The 15,240-nt window shown below is 40.4% G+C and carries 14 protein-coding genes; 13 read left to right on the top strand and 1 reads right to left on the bottom strand.

What is annotated here, in order from left to right:
- Positions 1-14 precede the first annotated feature (14 nt).
- The 9 genes from NP781_RS14905 (at position 15) to NP781_RS14865 (ending at position 8,778) form a co-directional block, all read left to right on the top strand.
- Positions 15-743 carry a chorismate-binding protein gene (locus NP781_RS14905; RefSeq protein ID WP_257520256.1) on the top strand — a complete coding sequence of 243 codons (729 nt, stop codon included), beginning with the start codon at positions 15-17 and terminating at the stop codon, positions 741-743.
- A complete protein-coding gene (locus NP781_RS14900) occupies positions 731-1,336 on the top strand; it encodes a chorismate-binding protein (protein WP_257520255.1) in 606 nt (201 codons plus the stop codon). The genes NP781_RS14905 and NP781_RS14900 overlap by 13 nt, the downstream gene beginning before the upstream one ends.
- A gap of 5 nt (positions 1,337-1,341) precedes the next feature.
- Positions 1,342-2,370 (top strand): anthranilate phosphoribosyltransferase, encoded by a 1,029-nt coding sequence (trpD, locus tag NP781_RS14895; RefSeq protein ID WP_221679923.1) that lies wholly within the window; start codon positions 1,342-1,344, stop codon positions 2,368-2,370.
- Positions 2,370-3,161: an indole-3-glycerol phosphate synthase TrpC gene (gene trpC / locus NP781_RS14890; RefSeq protein ID WP_257520254.1), complete on the top strand. Its 792-nt coding sequence runs from the start codon at positions 2,370-2,372 to the stop codon at positions 3,159-3,161. Before trpD ends, trpC begins: the two co-directional genes overlap by 1 nt.
- A complete protein-coding gene (locus NP781_RS14885) occupies positions 3,158-3,772 on the top strand; it encodes a phosphoribosylanthranilate isomerase (protein ID WP_221679927.1) in 615 nt (204 codons plus the stop codon). Before trpC ends, NP781_RS14885 begins: the two co-directional genes overlap by 4 nt.
- The gene (trpB, locus tag NP781_RS14880; protein ID WP_257520253.1) at positions 3,772-4,983 is read left to right on the top strand and encodes a tryptophan synthase subunit beta; all 1,212 of its coding nucleotides are present in this window, start codon (positions 3,772-3,774) and stop codon (positions 4,981-4,983) included. The genes NP781_RS14885 and trpB overlap by 1 nt, the downstream gene beginning before the upstream one ends.
- Positions 4,980-5,771, top strand: a complete 792-nt coding sequence (gene trpA, locus NP781_RS14875; RefSeq protein WP_257520252.1) for a tryptophan synthase subunit alpha — start codon at positions 4,980-4,982, stop codon at positions 5,769-5,771. The genes trpB and trpA overlap by 4 nt, the downstream gene beginning before the upstream one ends.
- Before the next feature lie 167 nt (positions 5,772-5,938).
- Positions 5,939-8,230, top strand: a complete 2,292-nt coding sequence (gene recJ / locus NP781_RS14870) for a single-stranded-DNA-specific exonuclease RecJ (protein WP_257520251.1) — start codon at positions 5,939-5,941, stop codon at positions 8,228-8,230.
- 35 nt (positions 8,231-8,265) lie between these two features.
- Complete coding sequence (locus NP781_RS14865) at positions 8,266-8,778, top strand: adenine phosphoribosyltransferase (RefSeq protein WP_221679935.1); 513 nt, start codon at positions 8,266-8,268, stop codon at positions 8,776-8,778.
- A gap of 40 nt (positions 8,779-8,818) precedes the next feature.
- Here NP781_RS14865 and NP781_RS14860 read toward each other — a convergent pair whose 3' ends face one another.
- Entirely contained in the window at positions 8,819-9,277 is a 459-nt protein-coding gene (locus NP781_RS14860) for a MarR family winged helix-turn-helix transcriptional regulator (protein ID WP_257520250.1), read from the bottom strand.
- A gap of 184 nt (positions 9,278-9,461) precedes the next feature.
- Here NP781_RS14860 and NP781_RS14855 point away from each other — a divergent pair, with 184 nt between their 5' ends.
- The 4 genes from NP781_RS14855 (at position 9,462) to NP781_RS14840 (ending at position 15,238) form a co-directional block, all read left to right on the top strand.
- A complete protein-coding gene (locus tag NP781_RS14855; protein ID WP_257520249.1) occupies positions 9,462-10,712 on the top strand; it encodes an MFS transporter in 1,251 nt (416 codons plus the stop codon).
- A gap of 114 nt (positions 10,713-10,826) precedes the next feature.
- Complete coding sequence (locus NP781_RS14850; protein ID WP_221679938.1) at positions 10,827-11,918, top strand: carbohydrate kinase; 1,092 nt, start codon at positions 10,827-10,829, stop codon at positions 11,916-11,918.
- Between the two features lie 4 nt (positions 11,919-11,922).
- On the top strand, positions 11,923-12,837 hold the full coding sequence (locus tag NP781_RS14845) for a pseudouridine-5'-phosphate glycosidase (protein ID WP_257520248.1): 915 nt from the start codon (positions 11,923-11,925) through the stop codon (positions 12,835-12,837).
- A gap of 205 nt (positions 12,838-13,042) precedes the next feature.
- Positions 13,043-15,238 carry a RelA/SpoT family protein gene (locus NP781_RS14840; protein ID WP_048392114.1) on the top strand — a complete coding sequence of 732 codons (2,196 nt, stop codon included), beginning with the start codon at positions 13,043-13,045 and terminating at the stop codon, positions 15,236-15,238.
- Positions 15,239-15,240: the final 2 nt, after the last annotated feature.

The raw sequence follows: 15,240 nt of genomic DNA, 5'->3' as shown, positions 1-15,240 counted from the left end.
GGAGCAAAGTAGCTATGCAAATAACGAGTTCAAGAACAAAAATGAAAACGATCAATGGCGATTCTTTAACACCTATTTTGATTTTTAGGCGTTTACAGGGAAAACATAAATTTTTATTGGAAAGTTCTGCTCAACATGAAGGAGCTGGAAGGTTTTCCTTTATTGGGGCTAATCCACGAAAAACATATACAGGTGTGGGTCAAGAAATCCAAGAGGTTTCCTATAAAACAGGAAAAACATACGTGCATCAAGGGGAGCTTTTTGTTCTTCTTAAACGCCTCATGCCACGTATTTCCAATACGACACAATTTCCATTTTCAGGTGGTGCCGTTGGATATATAGGCTTTGGCGGTACAACGATGTTCGTAGATAAAAAAATAGAACTGCCTGATGCTCATTTTCATGTCTATGAAACGATTATTGTATTCGATCATCAAACAGATGAAGTGACATTGATTCATACAACTATAGATGCAGAAAAGCAAGAACCTGATTTGGAAGATTTGGCTCAACAAATAGTAAACGGGCATATCAGTGACGAAGCATCTTATCGTTATCAACCGCTTGATGCTACAACAAATGAATCATTTGCAACGGTTTTACAGACAATGCAAGCCAACTTACATGATGACATAACAAGGGTGGTTTTGCCGAATCGCAATGTAGCAAATTTTCAAGGCGATACGTTGGCTCTGTATCGACAGCTACGCAAAAAAAGCCTGCAGCCTATATGTATTATATAGAATTTGAGGATCATGTTGTATTAGGTACTTCTCCTGAAAGTCTAATACGAGTAAAAGGTGAAAGCGTTATTGCGACTCCTACAGAGGGAGCATATCCGCGAGGGGAAACAAAAAATGAAGACCTAGAAAATGAACGCAAATTATATAACCATGAAGGCATTAGACAATCACATGCAGTTCTTGTTAGGGCTATTCAGCAAGAATTACAGTCGATTTGTTTTCGAGATTCTGTTCAGGTCATGGAGGCTATGCGTATCCAGCGGTCCAAAAAGGCACTACATATGACGACTAGGGTGGAAGGAAAGCTTTTACCAATGCTTCATGCCCTTGATGTTTTAGCAGCAACTATATCACCACTTTCAGCTCCAAAGCTTCCACATACAGCTGGTAATTTTGGTGCTCTCGGCTTTATTGGATTTAATGGTCATTTGGATTTTGCCTTAACAGGTCAATCTATTGTAGTTAAGCAGGATACAATGCATTTGCAAGCAACAATAACTGTTACCAAATATACAAATGTGCAAAACGTATTACATCAAGTGCAAGAGGAAGAACAGGCATTTTTACAGTTACTAGTGAACAATGGGGGGTAAAACTAATGGAACGATTACAAAGGAAAGTACTGCAGGGAACACATCTCATGTACGAAGAAATGCTACAGGCAGCGCAATGGTTATTTCAAGATGATACTCCTAAGGAAGAAATAGCAAGCTTTTTAACAGCTTTAGCTGCGAAGGGAGAAACTGCACATGAAGTAGCCGCATTAGCAACTATTATGCGATCTTTTGCTCTTGATATAGCTGTAAAAGAAGGTAGCTATATGGATAATTGCGGTACAGGTGGAGATGGTCTTCATACTTTTAATATCAGTACAGCTTCTGCTTTCGTGTTAGCTGGGGCAGGTGTCAAAATTGCCAAGCATGGGAACCGTAAAATCTCTTCCTCCTCTGGTAGCTCAGATGTGTTAGAGGCACTAGGTATTCATACAGCTATTTCTATCCCACAAACAGCCCATTTGCTAGAGAGAGAGGGAATCGCTTTTATTTATGCACCGAATGTTCATCCGAAATTAAAGAGAATTGGTGAAGTTCGCCGTTCATTAGGAAAACCGACGATCTTTAATCTTGTTGGCCCTTTAACAAATCCGGTCCCATTATCCACACAATTTACAGGCATTAATCGACCGAATTTTGTCATGGAATATGCCTCAGTCTTACAAATGCTTGGACGTGAGCGAGCCATTGTCGTCTCAGGACCACAAGGCTTAGACGAGGCTTCATTAGCAGGTCAAAATACATTGGTTTTAGTAGATAAAGGAGATCTGATTCCCTTTTCCCTAACCGCAGAAGATGTCGGTCTTCAAATGGCCCCTTTAGAGGCCATTCGTGGTGGCAATGCAGATGAAAATGCGGTGATAATGCAAAAAATATTGGCTGGGGAACAGAGTCCTTATTTAGATACAGTTCTATTAAATGCTGGCATCGGCTTATTTGGCTATGGTCTAGTGGAAACCATCAAAGAGGGTGTAGCCATGGCAAAGGAAAGTATTTTTAGCGGGAGAGCACAACAAAAATTAGAGGCGGTTGTAACGTTTAGCATGCAAATCAAAGAAGTGGAGGTTGGATAATGAATATACTCAATAAAATTTTACAGCAAAAAAAGATTGAGGTAGGTGCTTTATTAGAGCAGCCAGATCCTTTAGCAAACTTTACAGAAACGCCACGTCGCTCGCTCATTGAATCATTGCGTCAAGCCCATACATTGCAAGTCATTGCTGAAATGAAGCGTGCTTCGCCTTCGAAAGGATTAATAGCTGGCGGAGCAGACCCAGTTGCTCAAGCACAAGTCTATGAACTAGCAGGAGCAGCAGCTATTTCGGTCTTAACAGACAAGGAATTTTTTAAAGGCTCCTTTGAAGATTTAGCAGCAGTTGCTGGTGCAGTAGATACGCCACTTCTTTGTAAGGATTTTATGATTGATCGAGTGCAAATCCGATTTGCCAAAGCAGCAGGTGCATCCATTATCTTATTAATTGTGGCAGCCTTAACAGATGATGCCTTACGTGATTTATATAGCTATGCAACAGGCTTAGGCCTAGAAGTTTTAGTGGAAGTACACGATTGTAAGGAGCTAGAACGCGCTCTAGCAGTAGATGCAAAGTTAATTGGCGTTAATAATCGAGATTTACGTACCTTTGAAGTAAGCCTAGAGCGTACCAGAGAAATTGCTAATGTGTTTCCATTTGATGAGAATCGAGTATTAATTAGTGAGAGCGGCATATGGTCGAGAGACAATGCGAAGCTAGTAGCCTCGATGGGGGCTAGTGGTGTCCTGGTAGGTGAAGCTTTAATGCGGAGTGGAGATGCTGGGCAAGCACTACGGGATTTGCAAGTAAGTAAAGAGGGGGCATCGGTATGACAAAGGTCAAAATTTGTGGTCTACAGGAGCAAGAACATGTCAAAACAGCTATTCATGCTGGTGCAGATGCTATAGGGTTTGTTTTTGCACCGAGTAAACGCCGTGTATCCATTGAGCAAGCCCAACTGTTAGCGAAGCATGTACCACAAGGCGTTTTAAAAATAGGTGTCTTTGTGAATCCAACGCCAGCCGAATTAAAGGAAGCAGTAGAGCGGGTGCCCTTAGATTATGTGCAATATCATGGGGAGGAAACGCCAGCATTTATTCAGGAGCAAGGTTATCCCGCCATAAAGGCATTATCGATACGAGAAAAAGAGGATGTTCAAGCGGCTGCCAATTATCAGGTAGATTATTATTTATTTGACGCGCCTGGTACAGAGTTTAAAGGCGGAAGTGGTCACACATTTGATTGGACACTCCTTGAGCAAGTAGGGATTCCCAAAGAAAAATTACTATTAGCGGGTGGTCTCAATGTAGACAATATTGAAGCGGCCATTACAGATGTTGGGCCTTTTATGGTGGATGTTTCGAGTGGCGTGGAAACAGATGGAAGCAAGGATTCTACCAAAATACAAGGTTTTTTACAGGCAGTAAAGAGGGGGAGCAGATGATGGGAATATCAATCGCAAATAGTGTACCGACAAATGAAGGGCGTTTTGGGCAATTTGGCGGTCGGTTTGTGCCAGAAACATTAATGACAGCCTTGCTTGAATTAGAAGCTGCTTATGAGCAAGCATTACTAGACCCTGCATTTACAGAGGAGCTGTCCTATTATTTAGAAGACTATGTTGGCCGCGAAACACCGCTCTATTACGCAGAAAATTTAACGAAGGCGCTAGATGGAGCAAAGATTTATTTAAAGCGTGAAGATTTAAACCATACAGGTGCACATAAAATTAATAATGCGATTGGGCAAGCTCTTCTAGCCAAACGCATGGGTAAAAAGAAAATCGTTGCTGAAACAGGTGCTGGTCAGCATGGTGTGGCAACGGCTACTGCATGTGCATTATTGAATTTAGAATGTGTTGTTTTTATGGGAGCAGAAGATATAAAACGTCAGCAGTTAAATGTCTTTCGTATGGAGTTGCTTGGCACAAAGGTTCAATCGGTGGAAAGTGGTTCTAAAACATTAAAGGATGCTGTGAACGCTGCACTACGTTACTGGGTGACAAATGTTGAAGATACCCACTATATTTTAGGCTCTGCCTTAGGTCCTCATCCATTTCCAAAAATTGTTCGGGACTTTCAGCGTGTTATTGGGTTAGAAACAAGAAAGCAAATCGTGCAAAAAGAGGGGCGTTTACCAGATGCAGTTGTTGCCTGTATTGGAGGTGGCAGTAATGCAATCGGTATGTTTCACCCATTCGTTGATGATGAATCAGTTGCCTTATACGGTATTGAGGCAGCAGGAAGTGGTCTTGAAACTGGGAAACATGCTGCGGCCATCGCAGGTGGACAATTAGGTGTATTACATGGCGCCTACATGTATTTATTACAGGACGAAAACGGCTTTGTCCAAGAAGCACATTCTATTTCAGCTGGGTTAGATTATCCAGGGAAAGGACCAGAGCATTGTTATTTACATGATATTGGTCGAGCGCAATTTGACTCCATCACAGATGCTGGAGCACTGGAGGCACTACAATTATTAAGCCGAACGGAAGGGATACTGCCTGCACTTGAAAGTTCTCATGCCATTGCTTATACGGCTAAACTTGCAAAGACCATGGCAAAAGATCAAATCATTGTTGTGTGCTTATCTGGTCGAGGAGATAAAGATGTTCACACAGTTCGAGCAGCACTAGGAGGGGATGTTAAATGACAACTATACAGCAAGCGATCGAACAGGCAAAAGCTGCAGGTCATAAGGCTTTTATACCTTATATCATGGCAGGTGACGGAGGGCTAGAGACCATTAAGCCGACTATCTTAAAACTGCAGCAATTAGAGGTAACAGCTATTGAAGTAGGGATTCCTTTTACAGATCCTGTCGCTGATGGTCCAACGATCGAACGAGCAGGAGAACGTGCACTCGCAGCTGGTGTGACATTAAGAAGCGTGTTGCAAACACTCGCGTCATTTAGAGATGAAATAACAGTGCCTCTCGTAGTCATGACTTATTTCAATCCAGTATTAGCATATGGCTTAAAGCCTTTTGCGCAAGCCTGTATAGCTGGGGGAGTTAAGGGATTAATTGTACCAGATGTTCCATTGGAAGAGAGCGAGTTGTTACGTGAGGCACTAAATCCATATGGCATTGATATGGTACAACTCGTCTCATTAACAAGCCCTCCAGAGCGTATAGCACGTATCGCAGCAGTTAGTCAGGGCTTTGTTTATGCAGTGACCGTGAATGGGATCACAGGAGCAAGATCGCGTTTTGCCAATAATTTAGAACAGCATTTTGCAAGCTTACGTCAAGCAAGTCCAATCCCTGTGCTTGCAGGCTTTGGTATTTCGACACCTGAGCAAGTGAAGAAGATGGGAGCTTTGGGAGATGGTGTAATTGTCGGTAGTGCCATTGTTACAGCATTACACGAAGGAGATTTGGCAACGGTGGAAGCCTTAGTAGCCGCCTCGAAAGGTATGTTAGAAAAGTCTACTCTTTAGAAGAGTAGGCTTTTTAAATGATGAAAGAAATGAGAAAGTGACAGATAGAAATTAAAAAGTGATGGATAAAACTATCAATCTAACGGATAGTGCGCAACCTATAGAAATTCGGTATAATAGCTTTCGTAAGGAAGTGAGAAGATGATTCTATCGAAAAAAGATGGCAGGTGGAGCGTCCTGACGCAACACTTGTACAAGCATTACAAAATGACTTACAACTTTCTGCGATTGCAGCAAAAATTTTAGCAGCACGAGGCTGCGAAACAACGGCTGAGGCAGAAAGCTTATTAAATATGACTGAGGCAAATATCCATGACCCATTTCTTATGCATGGTATGGCTGAAGCGGTAGCACGAATTGAACAAGCACTAGAAAATGGTGAGAAAATTTTAGTGTATGGTGATTATGATGCCGATGGTGTGACAAGCACAACCGTTATGTTACATGTTTTACTAGATCTTGGAGCAGACGTCTCCTTTAAAATTCCGAATCGTTTTATCCATGGCTATGGTCCGCATGAAGCCCTATTTCGGGAGGCCTATGAAGAGGGTGTACAGTTAATCATTACAGTGGATAATGGTATATCTGGTATTGAGCCTATTCGAGTAGCGAAGGAGCTTGGTATGGATGTCATTGTGACAGATCACCATGAGCCAGGTGAGGAGCTACCACCAGCAGATATTATCCTTCATCCCCGAATACCAGAAGGGCAATATCCATTTGGCGAGCTAGCAGGAGTAGGGGTTGCCTTTAAGCTGGCACATGCTCTTTATGGTGAACTACCAAGCCATCTAATAGAATTTGTGGCGATTGGCACTGTTGCAGATTTGGTTCCGTTGGTGGACGAAAATCGCTATCTCGTGAAGCGGGGCATACAAGAAATGCGTCGTTCTCTTAGCCCATGGGTACAAGCATTGTGTGACATAGCCAGTACAGAGCAGACGAAAATTACAGAAGAAACGATTGGCTTTTATTTTGGTCCACGATTGAATGCTGTTGGTCGACTAGGTGAAGCAGCTCCTGGTGTCGAATTATTAATGGCGGAGGATAATGCTAAAGCAACTGCATTGGCAAAAAAACTAAATGCCTGCAATACCGAGCGCAAAGATATTGTGAAAAGTATTACAGATGAAGCCATCGCACTGATTGAAGCAGATGAAAAAATCGGCAATTCCTTAGTTCTTGTTGTTGCTGGCGAGGGCTGGAACGCAGGTGTTGTAGGAATTGTAGCATCACGTCTCGTTGAACTGTATTACCGTCCAACGATTGTGCTGTCACTTGATCCAGAAAAGGGCATAGCAAAAGGATCTGCTCGAAGTATTGAAGGTTTTCATCTATATAATGAACTAGCTAAAAATCGAGATATTTTACCGCATTTTGGTGGACATCCTATGGCTGCAGGTATGACCTTATCATTAGAGCATGTGGATGAACTACGTACTCGCCTAGATGCTCAAGCAAGAGCCTGTTTAACAGAGGAGCAATTAACACCTGTAGTGCATATTGATATACCGCTCAGCATAGACGAAATTTCAGCGGATGCTATTGAGGAAATTTCAACACTAGGACCATTTGGCACAGATTTTCCTAAGCCTGTGTATGTGCTGGAGGATGTAGAAATCGCCTCCATGCGTAAAATTGGAGCGGGCGAGAATCATATTAAAATGGAAATAACAAACGGCTATGACAAATTGGATAGTGTTGGTTTTAACAAAGGGCATTTACATGATGAATTAACGTATGGCATCAAAGTTTCCTTTATAGGCGATTTGCAAATTAACGAATGGCAGGGACGTAAAAAAGCCCAATTTATGATCGAGGATGTCCAAACTACAGAATGGCAGTTATTTGATATTCGTGGTATCCGTCAAACAGCTCGATGGCTGAATACGGTACCGAAGGACGTGGCTCGGTTTATCGCCTTTCGTCCAGAAACGATGACCTATTATCAATCATTAATCGGTGCACCTATTACACTGGTTGACCCAGTCCTTTCAAATATTGAACAAAGTGATTACATCGTGCTCTTAGACTTGCCACACAATGTTCAAAAGCTAGAGGACGTTTTACAGAAGACAGCACCGTCACGTATTTATGCTCATTTTTATATGCCTGACTCGCAATACTTCAGCGGTCTACCTACTCGTGAGCAATTTGCTTGGTATTATAAGTTCTTGAAAAATCGACCAGCCTTTCCACTTGATATGCATATCGCAGATTTAGCGAAGCATACGGGGTGGCCATTAGATACATTAAAATTTATGACACAGGTGTTTTTTGAGCTTGATTTTGTTAAAATGGAGGGTGGACTGACGACTGTCAACGTGAATGCTCCAAAACAAGCACTAACAGAGGCACCGTCTTACAAACAACGTTCAGAACAGATTGAAATGGAGCAAAAGCTTGTTTATGCTCCTTATATAGAATTAAAACAATGGTTTGATGAACGATTAACATAAACGGACGTATAACGTTTCGTAGGAGGAGCAAGAACATGGATTTAAAGCAATACGTTACAACGGTTGAAAACTGGCCAAAAGAAGGCATTACTTTCAGAGATATTACGACAATTATGGATAATGGGCCTGCCTACAAATATGCAACAGATCAAATTGTAGAATATGCTAAAGAAGTAGGTGCAGAAATTGTAGTTGGACCTGAAGCTCGTGGGTTTATTATCGGTTGCCCAGTAGCTTATGCGCTTGAAATTGGATTTGCACCTGTTCGTAAACCAGGTAAATTACCGCGAGAGGTTATTAGTGCCGACTATGGTTTAGAGTATGGAAAAGATACATTAACAATGCATCACGATGCGATTAAGCCTGGTCAAAAGGTGTTAATCTGTGATGATTTACTAGCAACTGGGGGAACAGTTGAAGCAACAGTGCGTTTAGTAGAACAATTAGGTGGTCAGGTAGTAGGCTGCGCATTCCTAATCGAACTTCAAGAATTAAATGGTCGCGAAAAGCTTGGCGATTTAAATATTAAAACACTTATTCAATATTAAGAGCATTGCAAAAAGCGCCCTACACTGTAGGCGCTTTTTTTTATACTTCGTCATAGGCTTGAATAATTTTTTGCATTGTACGCAATGTATCGTAGAAATCTGCGTATTTTTCGGTTCCAATATCCTCGATAATTCTATCTTGAATGCCTTGCCAAATAGGTGCGGCTTCATGCAACTTTTCTAATCCTTTTTCAGTGAGCGTAATTTTTTTTGTGCGAGCATCATTTGTATCTCGTTTTAATTCAACATAGCCATGTTGCTTTAATAGATTAATATTACGTGTTACAGTTGTTTGATCGAGTTGCAAAATTTCACCTAAACGGCTGATTGAGACAGCTTGTTGAAGGTCGATACGAGCAAGCATCGAATATTGTGTAACCTTTAAACCAGTAGGCTGTAGCAATTTATCATATAATTGCGTGACAACCCTTGTTTTTTTTCTAAGGTTTGCACAAACACAAATTTGTGTATAATCAATATCTTTAAGTTGTTTCTTCATCGACAGTACTCCTTTAAGGGGATTCTACTAACTATAAGTATACACCCAATAACTAGAAATTCCTTCTTGACAGCTTTATGAACGATTACTATGATTATACATGTATATACATATAAATGAAATAAGCAGACTTAAACATGTATATACATGTTTTGTAGTCTATCAAAGAAAAGAAGGTGTTGAGGTGAAGCGTGTTCATTATAGTTGGTTTATTTTAATCGTCACATTTTTCTCGATAATTGTCGCAGGGATTACGATGTCATCATCTGGCGTGTTTATCGAACCTCTTGAAAAAGAATTTCACTGGGATCGTTCAACCATTGCATTAGCTTTTGCTGTAAGTTTGTTTTTATATGGCATATCTGGACCATTTATGGCTGCGTTGCTTGAAGTTATAGGCTTAAAGAAAATGATGCTAGGTGCCATGGCAACTTTAGTATTAGGAATGACTTTAACATTTTTGATGAGTGAATCCTGGCAGCTAATCGTTATTTGGGGTGGCATTATTGGTCTTGGGGCAAGTCTTTTTTTAACTGTCCTTAGCCCATATGTGGCGAATCATTGGTTTGTAAAACGTAGAGGGTTAGCGGTTGGTATTTTAACGGCAAGTACAGCCACGGGCCAGTTAATTTTATTACCAGTTCTAGCTATCATTATTGAACACTATTCTTGGCGATGGGCCATCACATTAATGCTACTCCTTAGTATCATAATGCTTTTCATGATTGCACTTTTTATAAGAAATAGACCTCAGGATATAGGATTAACTCCTTATGGACAAGAGGAGGCTATAGAGGAACGACCAATACAGCAAAAGAAGAATCCAATAGCTATGGCTTTTAAAGGTTTATTTGAGGCGATTAAGGTTAAAGCATTTTGGCTCTTAGCAGGTAGCTTTTTTATTTGTGGGCTATCGACAAGCGGATTAATTGGTACTCATTTTGTTTCTTATTGTATTAGCTTTGGCGTTCCTTTAGTCACTGCCGCATCATTCCTTTCTTTTATGGGCATTTTTAATTTATTAGGTACAACTGCGTCTGGCTGGTTATCTGATCGCTTCGATAATCGGTGGTTATTGTTTTGGTATTACCTGTTAAGAGGCGCATCTCTATTATTGCTTCCTTACGCACTCGCACAAGGATCATATGTTTTATTAACGATTTTCACGATCTTTTACGGACTAGATTGGATTGCTACAGTGCCACCAACCATCAGTATGACACGACAAATTTTTGGTATGCAAAAAAGCAGTATTATCTACGGCTGGATATTTGCTTCACATCAAGCAGGAGCGGCGGTTGCTGCGTATGGTGGAGGGTTAATTTATAAATTTTTTAACGCTTATACATGGGCTTTTTTCCTTGCAGGAATGTTTTGTGCAATGGCCAGCTTATTCGTTATCATTGTTAAAAAACAAACACCTCAGCAAGCATAAACAAATATAAGTTGAACCTCGGTAAGATGAGGTTCAACTTTTTTAATAAAGAATCTTTTGACATAGCGCAAACAAAAGTTTATAATATAAACAAATATAATAAAAGGTGATGCTATGAATGAAAGAGAACAGGCGGTGCTTGCTTTAATTCGCCAGAATCCGTTTATGTCTCAGCAAGAAATGGCAGATGCAATGAATCTGTCGCGTCCTGTGCTTGCTAATTTAGTGTCTAGTTTAACGAAGCAAGGAAAAATTGTAGGTCGTGCTTATATATTACCCGAAGAAAATGAAATTATTTGCATCGGTGGAGCTAATTTAGACCGCAAATTCCATGTCAAGGGCAATGTTCAATTTGGAACATCTAACCCAGCCAGTTCTTCCTTTAGTGTAGGTGGTGTTGGTCGAAATATTGCTGAAAACTTAGGCAGATTAAACCACCAAGTGACGTTACTGACAACGGCAGGTAAGGATGCTGATTGGCAAGTGATCCAAGAGGCTTCGGAATCCTTTATGAATCTACGTTATGTAGAGCAGCTTGCAGAGGCTACTACAGGCTCTTATACTGCCATCATGGATGAACAAGGTGAGCTAGCACTAGCTGTAGCAAATATGGAGGTTTACGACCTTCTGTTACCTACCTTGTTGAAAAAACATGAAACAATGCTTGTAAACGCGGGCTGTTTTATTTTGGATTTAAACTGCCCAAAAGAAACAGTAGCGTATATCCAGCAAGTAGCCATTGCTCGTGATATTCCACTTGTCATTGTGCCAGTATCTTCGCCCAAAATGAATCGACTACCTGAAACATTACAAGGCGTAACTTGGTTTATTTGTAACACAGATGAAGCGGAAACGATTGTTGGACATAAAATTGAAAACGCTACCCATTATGAAAAAGCTTTACAACAGCTCCTACAATTAGGTGCGGAGCATGTCATTATCACGGCTGGCAGCAAGGGCGTTTATGCAGCGTCTACAACGATTGCCCCTCGTCATTTTGCCGCTAAAGTAATTGACAAAATTGAAGATGTGACAGGAGCAGGAGATGCCTTTGTCAGCGCTGTCATACACAGTTGGCTGACTGGACAATCTTTTGAGACATGTATTGATGCTGGATTAACCAATGCAAAAAATACATTGGCATCTCCTTATACAGTAAGACCTGAATTATCAGTAGATTTGTTGAAAAATGAAATGGAGGAATAACAACATGAAAGATTTCATCGTATTATCAGAAGAAGTAAAAGCAGGACAAGCAAAAGGTCTACCAATCGTTGCATTAGAATCAACAATTATTTCACACGGTATGCCATACCCACAAAACGTGCAAACTGCGCGTGAAGTTGAGCAAATTATTCGCGATAATGGTGCAGTCCCAGCAACAATTGCATTAATTGATGGAAAAATTAAAATTGGTCTATCAGATGAAGAGCTTGAAATGTTCGGTAATGCTCAAGGTGTTGCAAAAGCTTCACGTCGTGACTTAGGCTACTTACTAGCAACGAAAAAATTAGGTGCTACAACAGTTGCAGCGACAATGATCTGTGCAGAGCTTGCCGGTATTGAAATCTTTGTTACAGGTGGTATTGGTGGTGTACACCGTGGTGCGGAAACAACAATGGATGTCTCTGCTGATTTAGAAGAATTAGCACAAACAAATGTTGCCGTTATCTGTGCGGGTGCAAAATCTATTTTAGACATCGGTCTTACATTAGAATATCTTGAAACAAAAGGTGTGCCAGTGGTTGGTTATGGTACGAATGAATTGCCAGCATTCTACACACGTCAAAGTGGATTTGATGTAAACTTCCAATTAGATACGCCAGAAGAAATTGCAGCAATGCTATCTGCGAAATGGCAATTAGGCTTAAAAGGTGGCGCTGTCATCGCAAATCCAATTCCTGAGGCGGAAGCATTAGAGCATGCATTTATTACAAACATTATTGAAAAAGCTTTAGTTGAAGCAGAAGAGAATGGCATTCAAGGTAAAAACGTTACACCATTCTTACTTGGCAAAGTTAAAGAATTAACAGAAGGTAAAAGTCTTGATGCCAACATTGCATTAGTGAAAAACAATGCAGTAGTCGGCGCGAAAATTGCTGTAGCTTACAATCAATTACATTAATCAATTTGTCGAAACAAGGACTCTTTGTGACGTGAAGTCGCAGAGGGTCTTTTTTATTAAAAAGAAGAATATTTTTTCCATTTTTCGAACTGTTCACGAGATTAACTAAACTAAATGATACAGTCTCTTTACAATAGACCACTATATTTTATACAATAAAGTTTATATCTAATCTGAAAAATTTGACGAGCAAGGTGGACATGTTATGGCGAAAGAGCAAATTTTGACTCCTGAGGACGTTTTTGAGTTAGTCAAATCCTACATGAATGATGAAAATGTCGCATTCGTGAAAAAAGCATATGAATTAGCAAGGGATGCCCATATTGAGCAATTCCGTAGCTCAGGTGAACCGTATATTATTCACCCAGTACAAGTAGCAGGTATTCTAGCTGAATTACAAATGGACCCAGAAACTGTAGCGGCAGGTTTTTTACATGATGTTGTCGAAGATACGGATTTTACACGGGATGATTTGGTACGTGAATTTGGCGAAGAGGTAGCCGTGCTTGTTGATGGTGTTACCAAGCTAGGGAAAATTAAATATTTATCAAAAGAGGCGCAGCAGGCAGAAAATCATCGGAAAATGTTTGTGGCTATGGCGCAAGATATTCGTGTCATCCTCATTAAGCTAGCAGACCGTCTTCATAATATGCGTACGTTAAAGCATTTACCTGCTGAAAAGCAACGACGCATTTCAAAAGAGACGCTCGAGATTTTTGCACCACTTGCTCATCGTCTTGGAATTTCGACTGTAAAATGGGAGCTTGAAGATACAGCACTGCGCTATTTAAACCCACAACAATATTATCGTATTGTCAGTCTAATGAAGAAAAAACGTGATGAACGTGAAGCTTATTTAGAAAATGTGATGGCTGAGATGAAATCACAACTGAATGAGGTTGAAATTGACGCAGATGTCTATGGTCGACCAAAACATATTTACAGTATCTATCGAAAAATGGTGTTACAAAAGAAACAGTTTAATGAAATTTATGATTTATTAGCCATTCGTGTTCTTGTCGATAGTATTAAAGATTGCTATGCCGTATTAGGGATTGTGCATACACTTTGGAAACCAATGCCAGGACGCTTTAAAGACTATATTGCTATGCCAAAACAAAACCTGTACCAGTCTCTACACACGACTGTTATTGGACCTTATGGTGATCCGTTGGAGGTACAGATTCGTACAAAGGAAATGCACAAAATTGCAGAGTACGGGATTGCGGCGCACTGGGCATATAAAGAAGGCAAAAACGTTGATCATCAAAAGCAAAATGTCGACCAAAAATTAACGTGGTTCCGTGAAATTTTAGAGTTCCAAAATGAATCTTCCAACGCAGAAGAATTTATGGAATCCTTAAAATTTGATTTATTTTCTGATATGGTTTATGTCTTTACACCTGAAGGCGATGTCATTGAATTGCCAGCAGGTTCTGTTCCTATTGATTTTGCCTACCGTGTTCATTCCGAAGTGGGAAATCGTACGATTGGAGCGAAAATCAATGGGAAGATGGTACCGCTTGATACGCCATTAAAAACGGGTGATATCATTGAAATTTTAACTTCGAAACAATCCTTTGGTCCGAGTCGCGATTGGCTAAAAATAGCTCAATCCTCGCAGGCGAAGAATAAGATAAAGCAATTCTTTAAACGACACCTGCGTGAAGAAAATATTGTCAAAGGTAAAGAAATGATTGAAAAAGAAATCCGTGCTCAGGATTTCGATTTAAAGGAAACGATGTCCTCCGAAAACCTAAAACGGGTATGCGACAAATTTAACTATACGAATGAAGAAGATCTGTATGCCGCGGTTGGTGTGAATGGTATTACTGCGCAACAGGTCGTAAATCGTTTAGCTGAAAAACGTCGCAAAGAACGTGAGCAGGAAGAAGCACTAGAGAAGATTGAACAAAAAATGAAAAATCCAATTCCACAAAAACGTACGGAATCGGGTGTTATTGTAAAGGGTATTGATAATATGCTCATTCGACTTTCTCGCTGCTGTACGCCCGTTCCTGGGGATGATATTGTAGGTTTTATTACGAAGGGTAGAGGTGTTTCTGTCCATCGTGAGGACTGTCCAAATATTCAAATTGAGGATGAGCAGGAGCGCTTAATTGAAGTGGAATGGGAGCATGGTGTCATTCCTGAGAAAAAGGAATACCCTGTTGATATTGAAGTGTCAGCCTTTGATAGACCTGGCATTTTAAATGAAATCATGCAAATTGTTAGTGAAACGAAAACGAATATTTTAGCAGTAAGTGGTCGTGCTGACCGTGATAAAATGGCAACAATTCATTTAACAATTTCTATTTCAAATATTTCACATTTGCATAAAGTAGTTGAGCGAATTAAACAAACACCTGATATTTATTCGGTGCAACGTGTCATTAACTAATG

Source organism: Lysinibacillus sp. FN11, assembly GCF_024628845.1.
In the GTDB taxonomy this organism is placed as follows: Bacteria; Bacillota; Bacilli; order Bacillales_A; family Planococcaceae; genus Lysinibacillus; species Lysinibacillus capsici.
This window is presented reverse-complemented; position numbering and strand designations above follow the sequence as displayed.